16 protein-coding genes are annotated in these 14330 nt (G+C 69.6%); 9 read left to right on the plus strand and 7 right to left on the minus strand.

The window, feature by feature from the left end; all coding sequences use genetic code 11:
* Positions 1-17 precede the first annotated feature (17 nt).
* The 3 genes from pdxH (at position 18) to L2Z93_RS03100 (ending at position 2722) form a co-directional block, all read left to right on the plus strand.
* On the plus strand, positions 18-671 hold the full coding sequence (gene pdxH, locus L2Z93_RS03090; RefSeq protein WP_370745834.1) for a pyridoxamine 5'-phosphate oxidase: 654 nt from the start codon (positions 18-20) through the stop codon (positions 669-671).
* A gap of 24 nt (positions 672-695) precedes the next feature.
* Complete coding sequence (locus tag L2Z93_RS03095; protein ID WP_162561920.1) at positions 696-1379, plus strand: TetR/AcrR family transcriptional regulator; 684 nt, start codon at positions 696-698, stop codon at positions 1377-1379.
* Between the two features lie 62 nt (positions 1380-1441).
* Positions 1442-2722 (plus strand): citrate synthase, encoded by a 1281-nt coding sequence (locus tag L2Z93_RS03100; RefSeq protein WP_090589334.1) that lies wholly within the window; start codon positions 1442-1444, stop codon positions 2720-2722.
* A gap of 116 nt (positions 2723-2838) precedes the next feature.
* On the opposite strand, the gene L2Z93_RS03105 is transcribed toward L2Z93_RS03100, so the two are convergent.
* Complete coding sequence (locus L2Z93_RS03105; RefSeq protein ID WP_090589335.1) at positions 2839-4434, minus strand: phytoene desaturase family protein; 1596 nt, start codon at positions 4432-4434, stop codon at positions 2839-2841.
* A gap of 30 nt (positions 4435-4464) precedes the next feature.
* On the opposite strand from L2Z93_RS03105, the gene L2Z93_RS03110 reads away from it, so the two are divergent.
* The 5 genes from L2Z93_RS03110 (at position 4465) to L2Z93_RS03130 (ending at position 8714) form a co-directional block, all read left to right on the plus strand.
* Positions 4465-4827, plus strand: a complete 363-nt coding sequence (locus tag L2Z93_RS03110) for an FKBP-type peptidyl-prolyl cis-trans isomerase (protein WP_090589089.1) — start codon at positions 4465-4467, stop codon at positions 4825-4827.
* A gap of 70 nt (positions 4828-4897) precedes the next feature.
* Complete coding sequence (gene arfA / locus L2Z93_RS03115) at positions 4898-5902, plus strand: channel-forming protein ArfA/OmpATb (protein WP_090589090.1); 1005 nt, start codon at positions 4898-4900, stop codon at positions 5900-5902.
* A gap of 13 nt (positions 5903-5915) precedes the next feature.
* A complete protein-coding gene (gene arfB, locus L2Z93_RS03120; RefSeq protein WP_090589091.1) occupies positions 5916-6062 on the plus strand; it encodes a channel accessory protein ArfB in 147 nt (48 codons plus the stop codon).
* On the plus strand, positions 6062-6991 hold the full coding sequence (gene arfC / locus L2Z93_RS03125; RefSeq protein ID WP_090589092.1) for a channel accessory protein ArfC: 930 nt from the start codon (positions 6062-6064) through the stop codon (positions 6989-6991). Before arfB ends, arfC begins: the two co-directional genes overlap by 1 nt.
* Before the next feature lie 25 nt (positions 6992-7016).
* Complete coding sequence (locus L2Z93_RS03130) at positions 7017-8714, plus strand: serine/threonine-protein kinase PknH/PknJ (protein ID WP_234786146.1); 1698 nt, start codon at positions 7017-7019, stop codon at positions 8712-8714.
* Here the strand turns inward: L2Z93_RS03130 and L2Z93_RS03135 are convergent.
* Together L2Z93_RS03135 and L2Z93_RS03140 are read right to left on the minus strand one after the other, a co-directional pair.
* Positions 8711-8896, minus strand: coding sequence for an SCO6045 C-terminal-like domain-containing protein (locus L2Z93_RS03135; protein ID WP_090589093.1), 186 nt, complete (start codon positions 8894-8896; stop codon positions 8711-8713). The two genes, L2Z93_RS03130 and L2Z93_RS03135, sit on opposite strands and share 4 nt — an antisense overlap.
* Entirely contained in the window at positions 8893-9831 is a 939-nt protein-coding gene (locus L2Z93_RS03140) for an MbnB/TglH/ChrH family RiPP precursor modification enzyme (protein ID WP_090589094.1), read from the minus strand. The genes L2Z93_RS03135 and L2Z93_RS03140 overlap by 4 nt, the downstream gene beginning before the upstream one ends.
* 71 nt (positions 9832-9902) lie before the next feature.
* On the opposite strand from L2Z93_RS03140, the gene L2Z93_RS03145 reads away from it, so the two are divergent.
* Entirely contained in the window at positions 9903-10037 is a 135-nt protein-coding gene (locus tag L2Z93_RS03145) for a hypothetical protein (protein WP_260575503.1), read from the plus strand.
* Between the two features lie 192 nt (positions 10038-10229).
* Here L2Z93_RS03145 and L2Z93_RS03150 read toward each other — a convergent pair whose 3' ends face one another.
* From L2Z93_RS03150 to L2Z93_RS03165, 4 genes are all read right to left on the minus strand, one after another.
* Complete coding sequence (locus L2Z93_RS03150) at positions 10230-11555, minus strand: sensor histidine kinase (RefSeq protein WP_090589337.1); 1326 nt, start codon at positions 11553-11555, stop codon at positions 10230-10232.
* 80 nt (positions 11556-11635) lie between these two features.
* Positions 11636-12334, minus strand: coding sequence for a response regulator transcription factor (locus tag L2Z93_RS03155; RefSeq protein ID WP_165782298.1), 699 nt, complete (start codon positions 12332-12334; stop codon positions 11636-11638).
* Positions 12335-12399: 65 nt separating this feature from the next.
* Positions 12400-13461, minus strand: a complete 1062-nt coding sequence (locus L2Z93_RS03160; protein ID WP_090589096.1) for an ABC transporter permease — start codon at positions 13459-13461, stop codon at positions 12400-12402.
* The gene (locus tag L2Z93_RS03165; protein WP_090589097.1) at positions 13462-14301 is read right to left on the minus strand and encodes an ABC transporter ATP-binding protein; all 840 of its coding nucleotides are present in this window, start codon (positions 14299-14301) and stop codon (positions 13462-13464) included.
* Positions 14302-14330: the final 29 nt, after the last annotated feature.

Consider the following 14330-nt stretch of genomic DNA (forward strand, 5'->3'; position numbering starts at 1 on the left):
GGCGTAGCCTGCACGTCATGGATGACGCGGGCCTGTCCGGGATGCGGGTGGAGTACGGGTCGGCGGAGCGTGACGCGAGCGCCGACCTCGATGTCGACGCCCTCGCCGACGGCTGGGTGGCGCTGCTGCTCCGCTGGATCGCCGACGCCGCTGCGGCCGGCTCCACCGAGCCCAACGCGATGGTGCTGGCCACCGTCGACGACGGCCGTCCGGTGACCCGGTCGGTGCTGTGCAAGAGCGTCGACGCCGCCGGGGTGACCTTCTACACCAACTACGACTCCGACAAGGGCCGCCAGCTCGCCGAGGTCCCGTACGCCTCGGCGACGTTCCCCTGGTACCGGCTGAGCCGTCAGGCGCACGTGCGCGGCGCGGTGCACAAGGTCAGCCGCGAGGACACCGAGGCCTATTGGGCCGCCCGGCCCCGCGGCGCGCAGCTGGGCGCGTGGGCGTCGCAGCAGTCCCGGCCCATCGCGTCCCGCGAGGAGCTGCTGGCCCGCGTCGTCGAGGTCGAGGCCCGTTTCGCCGACCAGGAGCCCATCCCCGCGCCGCCGCACTGGGGCGGCTACCGGATCGTCCCCGAGGTCGTCGAATTCTGGCAGGGCCGCCGTGACCGGGTGCACAACCGGATCCGGGCGCACGCCGACGGGCGGGTCGAGCGCCTGCAGCCGTGAGGCCCGCCGGATAGCATCGCCGATGTGTCCCAGCACAGCGACGGCCCGGGCCGTATCCCGAAGTCCGCGCGCACCCGGGCGCGGCTGGTGGACGCCGCCGTCGGGCTCTGCTTGAGCCGGGGATACGAATACACCACCGTCGAGCGGATCAGCGCCGCGACCGGAGTGTCCCCGCGCACCTTCGCGCGACACTTCAGCAGCAAGGACGAGGTGCTGCTGACGTTGGTGGACGGCCTGGCCGACGCGGTGTCGGCGGAGCTGATGAAGATGGACGCGGGTGTCCCGGCGCTGCAGGCGCTGTGCGACGCGCACGCCGCGGTGTTCCGGCGGATCCGGTCCGGCGGCGTTCCCGATGTGACCGTGGACAACATGGTGATTACCATGGTGGTGCTGAACTCCGCGCCGGAGCTGCGGGTGCCGGCCGCGATGCGATGCGCCGGGATGAGCGAGGCGATCACCGCGCGCAGCGGCTCCGGTCCGGGGGAGCGGGAGCACGAACTGATCACAGCTGTCTTCACGGCGATCTCGGCCTCGGTGTGCGGCGACCTGGACGCCGATTTCAACCCGGCGCTGATGACGCCGGAGCTGGTCGCGGACCGCTACGAAGACGCTTTTCGGCAGTTCGCCGAGCTGGTGGACGGGCTCACGACGGAACCGGGTTTGCCGGATTCTGACCCCCCGCAGGCGCGAGCGTGGGTTACCGACTAACTTCTATTACGCAGCGTGGTGCTGCCGGAAGCGCAGAAGGAGTTCTTGTGGCCGACGACTCGATGGACACCGCTACTCTCCAGTACCCAGGCGGGGAGCTGGACCTGCAGATCGTCCACGCGACCGAGGGCTCCGACGGTATCGCGCTGGGGCCGCTGCTGGCCAAGACCGGCTACACCACCTTCGACAGCGGGTTCGTCAACACCGCGTCGACCAAGAGCGCCATCACCTACATCGACGGTGACGCCGGCATCCTGCGCTACCGCGGCTACCCGATCGAGCAGCTGGCCCAGAAGTCGACCTTCATCGAGGTCAGCTACCTGCTCATCTACGGGGAACTGCCCACCGCTGAGCAGCTCGCCGACTTCACCGGCAAGATCCAGCGGCACACCCTGATCGACGAGGGCCTCAAGCGCTTCTACGACGGCTTCCCGCGCAACGCGCACCCCATGCCGGTGCTGTCCAGCGCCGTCAACGCGCTGTCGGCCTACTACCAGGACTCGCTGGACCCGATGGACATCGAGCAGGTGGAGCTGTCCACCATCCGACTGCTGGCCAAGATGCCGACCATCGCCGCTTACGCTTACAAGAAGTCCGAGGGGCAGCCGTTCCTGTACCCGGACAATTCGTTGACGCTGGTGGAGAACTTCCTGCGGATGACGTTCGGTTTCCCGGCCGAGCCCTATGTGGTGGACCCGGAGATCGTCCAGGCCCTCGACATGCTGCTGATCCTGCACGCCGACCATGAGCAGAACTGTTCGACGTCGACGGTGCGGCTGGTCGGCTCGTCGCAGGCCAACCTGTTCACTTCGATCTCCGGCGGCATCAACGCGCTGTGGGGCCCCCTGCACGGCGGCGCCAACCAGGCCGTGCTGGAGATGCTGGAGCGCATCCGTCGCGACGGCGGCAACGTTGAGGAGTTCGTCCGCAAGGTCAAGAACCGCGAGGACGGCGTCAAGCTGATGGGCTTCGGCCACCGCGTGTACAAGAACTACGATCCGCGGGCCAAGATCGTCAAGCAGCAGGCCGACAAGCTGCTGGCCAAGCTCGGCGGCGACGACGAGCTGCTGGACATCGCGAAGGCGCTGGAAGAGATCGCGCTGACCGACGACTTCTTCATCGAGCGCAAGCTCTACCCGAACGTCGATTACTACACCGGCGTCATCTACCGGGCGATGGGCTTCCCGACCCGGATGTTCACCGTGCTGTTCGCGCTCGGCCGGCTGCCCGGCTGGATCGCGCACTGGCGGGAGATGAACGGCGAGACCACCAAGATCGGCCGCCCGCGCCAGATCTACACCGGGTACACCGAGCGCGACTACGTCGCGCTGCCCAAGCGCTGACGGGCGACGATCAAGCGGCGAGGCACGAGCCGCGATGAGGAGCCCGTCCATCGGGGCTGACCGAACTCAGCCGAGCGCTCGCGCCGCCGCGCGACACGAGCGCTCGATCAGGCGCGTCAGTCCTGCAGTTCTTCCAGGGTGGCCATCGCGGCGTTGTGGCCGCCGAGGCCCGACACCGCGCCACCGCGGCGCGACCCCGACCCACACAGCAGGATGTTCGGGTGCGCGGTCGCCACGCCCCAGCGCTGCGCCGGAGTCTCCAACACCTCGTCGTCCTCGACGAACGGCCAGCCCAGCGCGCCGTGGAAGATATTGCCCGAGGTCATCCGCAATGCGTCGTCCAGATCGGCGGTGGTCTTCGCCTCGACGCACGGGTTGCCGTCGCCGTCGGTGTAGAGCACATCCTCGATCGGCTCGGCCAGCACCGAGTTCAGCGACGCCAGCACCGAGGCCTTCAGCTCCTCACGCACCGCGTCGGGATCGCGGCCCTCCAGCAGCGAGTGCGGGGCGTGCAGCCCGAACACTGTCAGTGTCTGCGCGCCGGAGGCCTGCAGTTCCGGGCCCAGGATGCTCGGGTCGGTCAGCGAATGGCAGTAGATCTCGCACGGCAGCGGGTTGGGGATCACCCCGGCTGCGGCGCGCCCGTGCGCGGTGGTCAGCTGGGTCAGCGTCTCATTGATGTGGAACGTCCCGCCGAACGCCTGCTCGGGGGCGACCGACTCATCGCGCAGCTTGGGCAGCCGCCGCAGCATCAGGTTCACCTTCACCTGGGCCCCGCCGGTGGTGTCCGGGACCGGTTCGCCGAGCAGCCGGGCCAACTCGGCCGGCGAGCATCCGGCCAGGATCTTCTTGCCGCGGACCTGATGCTCGGCGCCGTCGTGCAGGTAGCGCACCGAGCCGTCGGGATCGATGGACAGCACTTCGGCCTCGGTGACCAGTTCCGCGCCGAGGCGCTGCGCCGCGGCGGCCAGCGCGCCGGTCACCGCGCCCATGCCGCCGACGGGCACATCCCAGTCGCCGGTGCCGCCGCCGATCAGGTGGTACAGGAAGCAGATGTTCTGGGCCAGGCTCGGATCGAAGACGTCGGCGAAGGTGCCGATCAGCGCGTCGGTGGCCAGCACGCCGCGGACCAGGTCATTGCGGACCGCGGCGTTGATGGCCGACCCGATGGGCGCCTCGGTGAGTTGCGTCCACGCCGTCTCGGCGTCCGGGCGGTCGTCGGCGCTCAGTTGGTCGAGCACCAACTCGCGCATCTGCGACCGGGTCCGCAGCGGTTCCAGCAGCGTCGGCCAAAGGCCGCGGGCCACCAGGTTGATCCGCCGATTGAACTCGTGGAACCCGGCCTCGTCCTCGGCCGCGCCGATCTCGTCGAAGGTGGACCGCGGCCCGATCAGCAGTCCGGTCGCGCCGCCGTCGGATGGGTTCGGGGTGTACGACGACCACTCCCGCCGGGCCAGCTCGACCGGCGCGCCCAGATCCTCGCTGATCTGCGGCGGCAGCAAGCTCACCAGATACGAGTAGCGCGACAGCCGGGCGTCGACGCCGGGGAACGCCTGCGCGGACACCGCGGCCCCACCGAGATAATCCAGTCGCTCCAGCAGTCGAACCGTCAGTCCGGCACGGGCCAGATAGCCCGCGGCCACCAGCGCATTGTGGCCGCCTCCGACCACGACGACATCGACGTTCTCTTCCTGGGACTTAGCGTGCGCCATGGTCACTAGCTAACGGTAATGTCATCGGCTATGGCGACGAAACCCGAGATCGAATTTCCCGACGGCCCGGCCCCGACCGAACTGGTCATCGAAGACATCGTGGTCGGCGATGGGCCCGAGGCGGTTCCCGGCGGCCAGGTCGAGGTGCACTACGTCGGCGTCGAGTACGACACCGGCGAGGAGTTCGACAGCTCCTGGAATCGCGGCGAGTCGATCGAGTTCCCGCTGCGCGGCCTGATCCAGGGCTGGCAGGACGGCATCCCCGGCATGCGCGTCGGCGGCCGCCGCAAGCTGACCATCCCGCCGGCGCAGGCCTACGGCCCGGCCGGCGCGGGGCACCGGCTGTCGGGCAAGACGCTGATCTTCGTGATCGACCTGCTCGGCGTCCGCTAGACCGCTGAGCAGTTTTTCTCGCCGCTGATGGGCAGCGGCCGCTAGAGGAGTCAACAGGGGGAGGGGCCGCATGACGGACTCACGCACGGCGTTCTACCGCCGCACACCGGGCGTCGCCTGGCTGATCGGCGCGGCGGCTGTCCCGCTGTTGATCGCCGGGATCGGCATGAGCGCGCCGTCCGGGTGGGGTTCGCACACCGGCACGACGGTTGCCGAGTCATCGGTGGGCGAAGAGATCCCCGCCGAGGGCTACGCGCCGACGACCCTGATCTGGGATCACGGCAAGTTCACCGCCGTCGGCGTGGTCACCACCGAGGCGGCCAAGGACGCCGCGACCAGTCAGCTCCGGGCGGTGGCCGGGCCCGACGCCACCATCAACATCGGTGTCGACCCGGCCACCACTGCCGCGGTGACACCGCCGGATCTATCCGGCGCCGCGCCCGTGTTCGAGGCCGCCAAGAACTTGTCGTACCTCGGGGTTCGGATCGATGGATCCAGTGTGCTGCTGGTAGGTGACGCCACGAGTTCGTCCGACGTGGACGCCGTGGCCGACGCCGTCGAAGAGACCTGGCCGGGCCTGCACGTCATCAACAGGATCGAGATCGGCGAACCGCCGAGCAGCGGCGCCCCGGCGACCACCCCGGCGCAGCCGGCTCCGGAAACTTCGGCGTCGGAGACCGCGGCCGCACCGGCGCCCGACGCGCCGGACTGCCAGGACCTGCCCACGGATGTCTCGACCCTGATCGGCAAACCGATCACGTTCGACACCGGGGGAGTGACGCTCACATCGGAGTCCGAGCAGACCGTCACGGCGATCGCCGGCAAGGTGGCGTCCTGCCCGGGAGCGAAGGTGACGATCATCGGCCACACCGATGACACCGGCGACGACAGCGTCAACAACCCGCTGAGTGTGCAGCGCGCCGACGCGGTCGGCCGGTTGCTGGTCGCCAACGGCGTTCCGTTCGAATCGATCTCGACCGGTGGCGTCGGCGCCGCCCAGCCGATCGCGGCCAACGACACCGAGGACGGGCGGGCCCTGAATCGCCGCGTGGACGTCACGGTCAGCGCCAGCTAAGGAGATTTCTGCAATGGACTTCATCATTCCCTGGCTGTGGTACCTGGCCGCGTTCCTGATCGGCTCCGGCGTCGCCTGGGCGATACTCACGGTCACCATCAAGGAGACCAATGCCCAGCAGGCCGAGGCGGCCCTGGCGACGAAGGCGGAGGCACGCTGATGGCCGACGTCAACTGGTATCTGATGTTGTTGGCGTTCCTGCTCGGCGCGCTGATCACGGTCGCCGCGATGCTGCGCCAGGTGCATGTCCGCGCGGGTGTGCCGGTGACCGCCGAGGACACCACCGAGGTGCTGGCCGTCGCCGCCACCGAGCAGGTCGACGATCACGCGGCGAAGACCACCGAAAAGATCGAGGTGCTCAAAGTCCCCGCGGCGACGGCGAGCGTGCCGGAAGCCTCGGTGGTGCGGCCGAAGGTCTGGATCGTCGGCGCGGCGGTTGGCGCGCTGCTGGCGGCCTGGGTGGGCTCGGCCGCGCTGCGGGCCGGCGATGTCAGCGCAGCGGAAGCCACGGAGACTCAGCCGGCCCCACCCATCCTCGCCTCGATGGCGATGCTGCCCGGCGAGACCGCGGTCTCGGACCTGGTCGGTTCATCCAGCAAGCTCGAAGGGCCCACCGTGGCCGGACTGCCACCGGGCGGCGCCTCCACCGCCATCGACGACCCGGAGTGCAATCCGGTGTGGGTGCCGTCGCTGCAGGCCAGCTACCGCGACAGCGGGTACATCCGCGCGGTCTCCCGGATCCTGCAGAACAAGGAGACGCCGGCCCCGACTGTGGTTTACGACGGGCTGATCTCGTTCCCGGATCGCGCGGCGGCCGAGCAGGTGTACCAGCGGCAGCTCGGATTGTGGCAGACCTGCGCCGGGCGGACCGTGGCAACTGGTCCGGTTCAATTCAGCTTCGGCGAGGTGACCGACGTCGACGGAGTCGCGTCCATGCGCCAGCAGGCCGTCGGGAATCCGCGCTACGGGTGCGACCGGGCCATGAAGGTGCAGAACAACATCATCATCGATGTGAAGGTTTGCCGCACCGACGTGAGCGGCCAGGGTGTGGATCTGGCCAATGCCGACGCCGCTGATATTCCGAACTAGTTGGCGTCCTTGAGGATTCACTGACGTGACACTCAACCCGGGCACGGTGTTCGCCGGCTACACCATTGAGCGGACGCTGGGCGCCGGCGGGATGGGAACCGTCTACCTGGCCCGACACCCCGACCTGCCGCGCAGCGAAGCGCTGAAGGTGCTGTCCAAGGAGCTCTCCGGCGATCCGGATTTCCGGGCTCGCTTCGTCCGCGAGGCCGATGTCGCTGCGGCGCTGGACCATCCGAACATCGTCTCGGTGCATCAGCGCGGCGAGTTCGACGGCCAATTGTGGATCGCGATGCAGTTCGTCGACGGGACAGACGCCGACGCCGCGGTGCGCGCCGGAACGATGACACCGGGCCGCGCGGTGCACGTCACCGGTGAGGTCGGCAAGGCGCTCGACTACGCGCACCAACGCGGCGTGCTGCACCGCGACGTCAAGCCCGGGAACTTCATGCTTTCCGGACAGCCGGGACCGGAAGAGCGAGTGTTGTTGGGGGACTTCGGTATTGCCCGCGCGCTCGGCGATGTCGGACTAACCGCCACCGGGTCGGTGATGGCCACCATCGCCTACGCCGCACCCGAGGTGCTGGCCGGCGGGACGGTGGATTCCCGGTCCGACATCTACTCGCTGGGTTGCTCCCTGTTTCAGATGCTCACCGGCCGTGCGCCGTTCACCTCGCCGAACGGAATCGCCGCGGTGATGGCCGCACACCTGCATGCCCCGCCCCCGACCGTCAGCGACCGGGTGCCGGGCATGTCGCAGCGGATGGACGCCGTCATCGCGACGGCGATGGCCAAGGACCCGGCGCAACGGTTCGCCACGGCGCGGGAGTTGGCTGCCGCCGCCGCCCACGCACTCGGAGCGGTCGGGGCCCCGGGAGCTCCGCTGGCCGAAACGGCCGAGTTCCCCGGCAACTCGGTGGCCACCGCGCCGGCCGCGAGCTGGCCACCGCCGTCAGCTCCGGGGGCTCCACCGCCCCCACCGCGGAAGAGCAACCGAGGTCGGTGGCTGGCAGTGGCCGGCGCCGTGCTGGCGGTTGTGTTGTTGGCCGTCGGACTGACCGTGGGTCTGCGATCGAATTCGGTCTCCCCGGAATCGGAATCGGAATCGACGCCGACGACCACGACGGAATCTGCCGCGCCAATAGTCGCGTCCCAGTTGGCGAATCTGCTGTTGGCGCCGGCGGAGGCGGCCGAGATCCTCGGCGCCCCGCAGCTGGTCGTGTCCGCCACGGTCAGCACACCGACGACCGATCCCGCTGCCGAACAGTTCTTCCACGAGTGTGGCGCGGTCTTCCTGCCCGGGCAGTACAGCGTCTACGCCGGCACCGGATGGAACTCCGCGCGAGTGCAATTGCTCAAGGACACCGAGGTGCGAACCCTGTACATGCTCAACCAGGCTGTGGTGACCTACCGGACTCCGGCGGACGCGCAGCAGGCCGTCGACAACCAGAAGCCACAGTGGCAGGCCTGCCAAGGGCGCACCTTCGATTCGCAGCTGGCTGCCGACCAGCCGGTGCAGCACACCACCTTTGGCCCGTTGGTCGACGAGAACGGTGTGCTGTCCATGGTCACCACCAAGGACGACATCAACAACTGGCGTTGCCAGCGTGGTTTGAGCGCCCGAAACAATGTGGTGATCGACCTGCAGGCCTGCCGCGTCGACCTGGTCGACCAGGGCCTGCTGGCGCTGAACGCGATCGCCGAGAAGATCGACGCCGCAGGCTAACTCAGCCGCCACCATCGCCGTCGGCGACGCGTCGCGGCCGCGCTGTGCGCGTCACGCTTGTGTCGGCACACCTGTCCGGCCGCGGCGATGGCCGCCGGATCGAACCCGTCGGGAACCGGGCCGCCGTCGACCAGCGCGCGCACCAGCGCCTCCTGCCGCTGCGCCAACGTGTTCCGCGTCATGACCACACCTCCCGCGCCTGCCCGGTGATCGGTGCGACGCGAGCCGCCGCGGCGATCGCGTCCAGCTCGTCGAACAACTCCGCCGCCGGCGGATAGGCCCCGTCGCGTTCCAACATGAACGGGATGTCCGCACGCTCGCTCAGGTCGGCGACCAGATCCAGCACCTCCGGTGGCGCCGGGTCGGTGTGCGTGTCGTGGTAGAAATCGTCTCCTTGCGCGCCGCCCGCGACGTGGCTGTAGGCGACCCGTTCCACCGGAAGCCGAGCCAGTTCGCGGTGCGGGTCACGGCCCCGATTGCGCGCGTTGGCATAGACATTCGCGACGTCGAGCACCAGCAGCGCACCGGTGCGCTCCACCAGTTCGGTGAGAAACTCCGACTCGGTGAGGTCGGATTCGGGCCATTCCAGGAACGCCGCGATGTTCTCCACCGCCAGCGGAACCGGCAACTGATCGCGGGTGCGGCCGATGTTCGCCGCCAGCACGTCCAGGGCTTCGGTGGTGCGGGGGACCGGCAGCAGGTGCCCGGCCTCGACACCACCGGCCCGGACGAACGCGATGTGCTCGCTGACCAACGGCGATCCCAGCGCCGTCGCGCAGGCGGCGAGCCGCCGGACCCGCGCCGGGGCAACGGGTTCGACGCCGCCGAGAGACAGCGCGACCCCGTGCGGCACCACCGGAACACCGCGCGCGGCCAGTTCGGCCAATGCCGGGTCCGGTCGCGCACGGCGGAACTTCGGCGCCGGGCCTCTTCCTCGCTCGTTCCTTGCTCGTCGAACCCGGCGGAACCGCAGCGGCACCGACTCCGCGATCACCTCGCAGAACCCCGGCCGCAGATCGGCGATCACCCCGGCGATCTCGCGCCGCCAGCCGATTCCGATATGCCCCAACCCGAGTTTGAGCCCAGGCCCGGGGACGGCGCGGCTGACGGCGCTCATCCGCCGCACCCGCCGCCGCCACCGCAGCGGTCACCACCGGGGCCACCTCGGAGCGCAGGCAGGCCAGCTCGGTGGCGGTGATCGGCTCCGCGACAACGGGCTTGCGCGGTGAGGCGATGATCCGCCAGGCGATCCCGCAAACGATGCTGAGGACCACCGCGGCCAGCAATCCGTACGCCGTGCCGGACATTGCCTCTGAGATTTGATCGAACATGCTGTTGTTCGACATCACTTCACCTCCTGTGCGCTTCCCGGGTCCGAAATGGGTAAGACCATGTCTAGCAACGGATTTGGCAAATGGAAGTAAATAGTTGGACAGAGGCTGAGGGCCGGATAAGACCGTCAGTCGGCCGGTGTTTGCCGGCGGCCGACCTTTTCTCGCAGAACTACACTGCTCGTCATTCGGCCGCGGGATGCCCCGGCAGCCGCAGCACCAGCCGCGCCCCGCCCAGATCGCTCTGCTCCAGAGCCGCCTTGCCGCCGTGCAACTGGGCCTGCTGAGCGACCAGCGCCAAGCCCAGGCCGGATCCGGACACCGACGCCGTCGAGCCGCGGGTGAACCGCTCGAAAACCAGCTTGCGCTCTTCCTCGGGCAGCCCGGTGCCGTTGTCATCGACGGCGATCACCACGCCCTTGCGCGACGGGGTGGCCGACAACCGGATGTAGGTGGCGTTGCCGTGCTTGATCGCGTTGGCGATCGCATTGTCGACGGCCAGTCGCAGCCCGGCCGGCAGGCCCACGATCAGCACTGCGGGCGCCGGCTCCAGCGCCACCTCGACGCCGGGGAAGGTGCGCATCGCGTCGTGGGCGGCGCGGTCCAGCAGCTCGGTGAGGTCGACGGGCACATGGTCTTCGGCGGTCGACAATTCGCCCTGCGCCAGGCGTTCCAGCGCGCCGAGGGTCGCCTCGATGCGGGCCTGGGAGCGGATGAGGTCGCCGAGCACCTCCTTGCGCTGCGCCTCCGGCAGGTCCAGCGTCGCCAGCACCTCGAGGTTGGTGCGCATCGCCGTCAGCGGGGTGCGCAGCTCATGCGCGGACACCGCGGCGAAGTCGCGCGCCGACTCGAGCGCGGCGGCGGTGCGTTCCTGCTCGTCGCCGATCCGCGCCAGCATGCCCTCGACCGCCTCGGCGATCTCGACGGCCTCCCAGACGCCGCGCACCTGCACCTCGTCCGGGTTGGATTGGGAGTTGATCGCGCGCGCCTGCTGGGCCAGCACCCGGAACGGGTTGATCATGATCAACCACATCACGCCGCCGACCAGGAACGTTCCCAGGATGACCGAGCCGCAGATGATCAGCACCCGGGTGTGTTGCTCGTCGATGCGACGCTGGGTGTCGGCCAGCGGCTCGCCGAGCGCGATCGAGGCCTGCCCGGCGGTGAAGGTCCGCACCCGATACGGCACCCCGTCGATGGTGGTGTCGGCGTAGCCGCTGGGCAGATCCGGCAGCACCACGTCGTGGGGCTGGGACACCGCCACCGGGCCGACCCGGATGGTGCGGACCATGCTGCCCTTGAGTTCGGGCTCATCGGCGTCGGCGTCCATCGCGGTGCGCAGCAGGGTGGTCACGTCGCCGAGGCTGCTCACCGAGTCCAGGCGACGGTCCAGCTGGCTGTACTGCTCATTGGTGATGCCGATCCACACCCACGCGCCGATCGTCAGCACCGTCGCGATCACCGACAGCGCCGCCCCGATGACGATGGTGCGCAGCGACAGCAGCGGCAGTTGCAGCGTCCGGAACCGGCGGCCCTGTTCGTCGGGCAGCGGGATCGCGCCGGTGCTGACGGTCTCGTCGTCGAAGGGCACTATTGGGTCCGCAGCACGAAGCCGACGCCGCGCACGGTGTGCAGCAGCCGGGGCGCGCCGTTGGCCTCCAGTTTGCGGCGCAGGTATCCGATGAAGACGTCGACGACATTGGTGTCGGCGGCGAAGTCATAGCCCCACACCAGCTCCAAAAGCTGTGCGCGGGACAGCACCGCGGTCTTGTGCTCGGCCAGCACGGCCAGCAGGTCGAACTCGCGTTTGGTGAGGTCGACGTCGACGCCGTTGACCCGGGCTCGCCGGCCCGGGATGTCGACCTCCAGCGGGCCCACGGCGATGGTCTCCGACGACGTCGACGCGGCGGTGCCGCGGCGGCGCAGCAGCGAGCGGACCCGGGCCACCAATTCGGCCAGCACGAACGGCTTGACCAGGTAGTCGTCGGCGCCCGCCTCCAGCCCGGCGACGCGGTCGTCGACCGAGCTGCGCGCCGACAGCACACAGACCGGGACGTCGTTGTCCATGGCGCGCAGCGCGGTCACCACGGACACCCCGTCGAGCACCGGCATGTTGATGTCCAGGATGATCGCGTCCGGCCGGGTCTCGGTGGCGCTGCGCAGGGCCTCGGCCCCGTCGACGGCGGTGGACACTTCGAAGCCCGACAGCCGCAGGCCGCGTTCCAGCGAGCTCAGCACGTCCGGGTCGTCGTCGACCACCAGCAACCGGGGATTGGATCCGTTGTCCATGGCTGTCATTTTGCCTGACCGGGTCGGCGAGGTGCGGATGCGCCGTGCCCGCGCCGCGTCACGCATTACGCGATCCGGACACCGCGGGGCAGTTTCCTCGCGGGTGTGCGGAGCCGACGGGCCGCGAACGCGAAGCCGCCGGCGCCCAGCGCCAGGTTCACCGCCAGGCCCCATTGCCAACTGCGGCCCAGGTAGGCGTCGTCGTGCTCGCTGCGGCTCGGTGCGAGATCTACGTTGCAACGCTGTCCGGTCAGGTACGGACCAGACCTGGCCTGGGACACCACCTCGGACAGCTCGCGGAGGAAGGTCGCGGAGTATTGGGACGTGTGACCGGGCTCGTGCGGGCCGACGGCGTCCCCGACGATCACGAATGGGTTGGGCGCCAGCAGCCACCAGATCTGCTCGGTGTGGGTGAAGCGCCGGGATTTGGTGGTGTCCACGCATTCGCGTTCGGTCCGGGTGGACTCCCCGTCGGGGACCGGGATCACCTCGATCTCGATGGTGGGAATCACGTGATCACGGTGTGTCAATGGTTGCAGCAGCCCGAACAGCGCGGGCAGGCCGAGCACCAGGAACAGCACCGCGAATTGGGCCAGCACCGCCGAGGTGGTCGGGCGCGACGCCAGTGCCGAACATCCCAGGCCGAGTGCGCAGAAGCAGCCCAGCAGCAGTGCCACGACGACCACGCCCAGCAGGCACCAGCCGACGCCTGCGGGAGCGGCGATGATGCCCCAGATCAGGTACGGCAGGCACAGCAGCGGCAGCACCATGCTCGCCGCCCAACTGCCCAGCAGCTTGCCGGTGGCCAGCTGGCAATGGGTGATCGGGGTGGCCTGCACCAGCGCGAGGGTCGCGTCACGACGGTCGCCGCTGATCGACGCCGCCGACAGCGTCGGGGCGATGATGACGCCGAGGAACAGCACCACGCAGATGGCCAGGGTGTACAGCCACCTCGACCACTCCTCGAACCGGTCGCCGTTGGCGAGGACCAGGTACAGCGACCCGAACACCGCCAGCGAGATCACCGCGAACAGCCCGGCCAGGCTGTAGCGCCACCCGGTGGCGCGCACCCGCCGGCGCAGTTCCAGGCCGGTGATCACCCCGACCGGCTGCCACCAGCTGGTCATTCAGACCCGCTCCTCGATCGACGCCAGGTACAGCGCCTCCAGGTCGTTGCCAGCGCGGGCGAACTCGGCGACCAGCGTGCCGCCGGCGATCAGCGTGGCCAGGTAGGCCGCGGCGCTGGCGTCGTCGGGGAAGCTGCGGACCTCCGCCGCTGCGCTGGGCTGGCCGGCCGGCCGGATCCGCCACAGGTTCCCGGTGGCGGCCAGCGGTTCGGTGGTGCGTCCGGCGGCCATCACCACCACGTCGTCGACCATCTCGGACAGCTCGGACAGGATGTGCGAGCTGACCAGAACCGCGGCGCCGCCGTCGGCCAGCTCGCGCAACTGGTCGCGCAGGTCCAGCCGCGAGCGCGGATCCATCCCGGAGGCGGGTTCGTCGAGCAGCAACACCGCGGGCCGCTGGATCAGCGCGCGGGCGAAACTCAGCCGCTGTTTCTGCCCGCGGGACAACTCGTGGGCAGCTGTGTTGGCGAACTCGCGCAGATGCACCAGGTCCAGCAGTTCGGCCACCCGCTGCCGCGCGGTCGGCGTCGGCAGCTGGTGCAGCCGGGCGAACGCGGTCAGGATCTCCGCGGCGGTCAGGGTCTCCCACACCCCGATGGTGTCGGGCATCCAGCCCACCAGGCTGCGCAACCGCTGCGGCGCCAGGTCCCGGCCCTGGTAGCGGATAGCGCCCTGGTCGGGCGCCAGCAGCCCCGCGAGCATGAGCAACAGGGTGGTTTTGCCCGCGCCGTTCGGCCCGACCAGGCCGGTCACCCGGCCGGGCGTCAGCGTCAGATCCGCCTGTGCGACGGCCACCTGGGAGCCGAACGCGCGGCGCAGCCCGGCGGCCTGAAACGTCATGGCGGTCAGCCTAAGTCCGGTTCGGACGG

Source organism: Mycolicibacterium brumae, assembly GCF_025215495.1.
Classification (GTDB): Bacteria; Actinomycetota; Actinomycetes; order Mycobacteriales; family Mycobacteriaceae; genus Mycobacterium; species Mycobacterium brumae.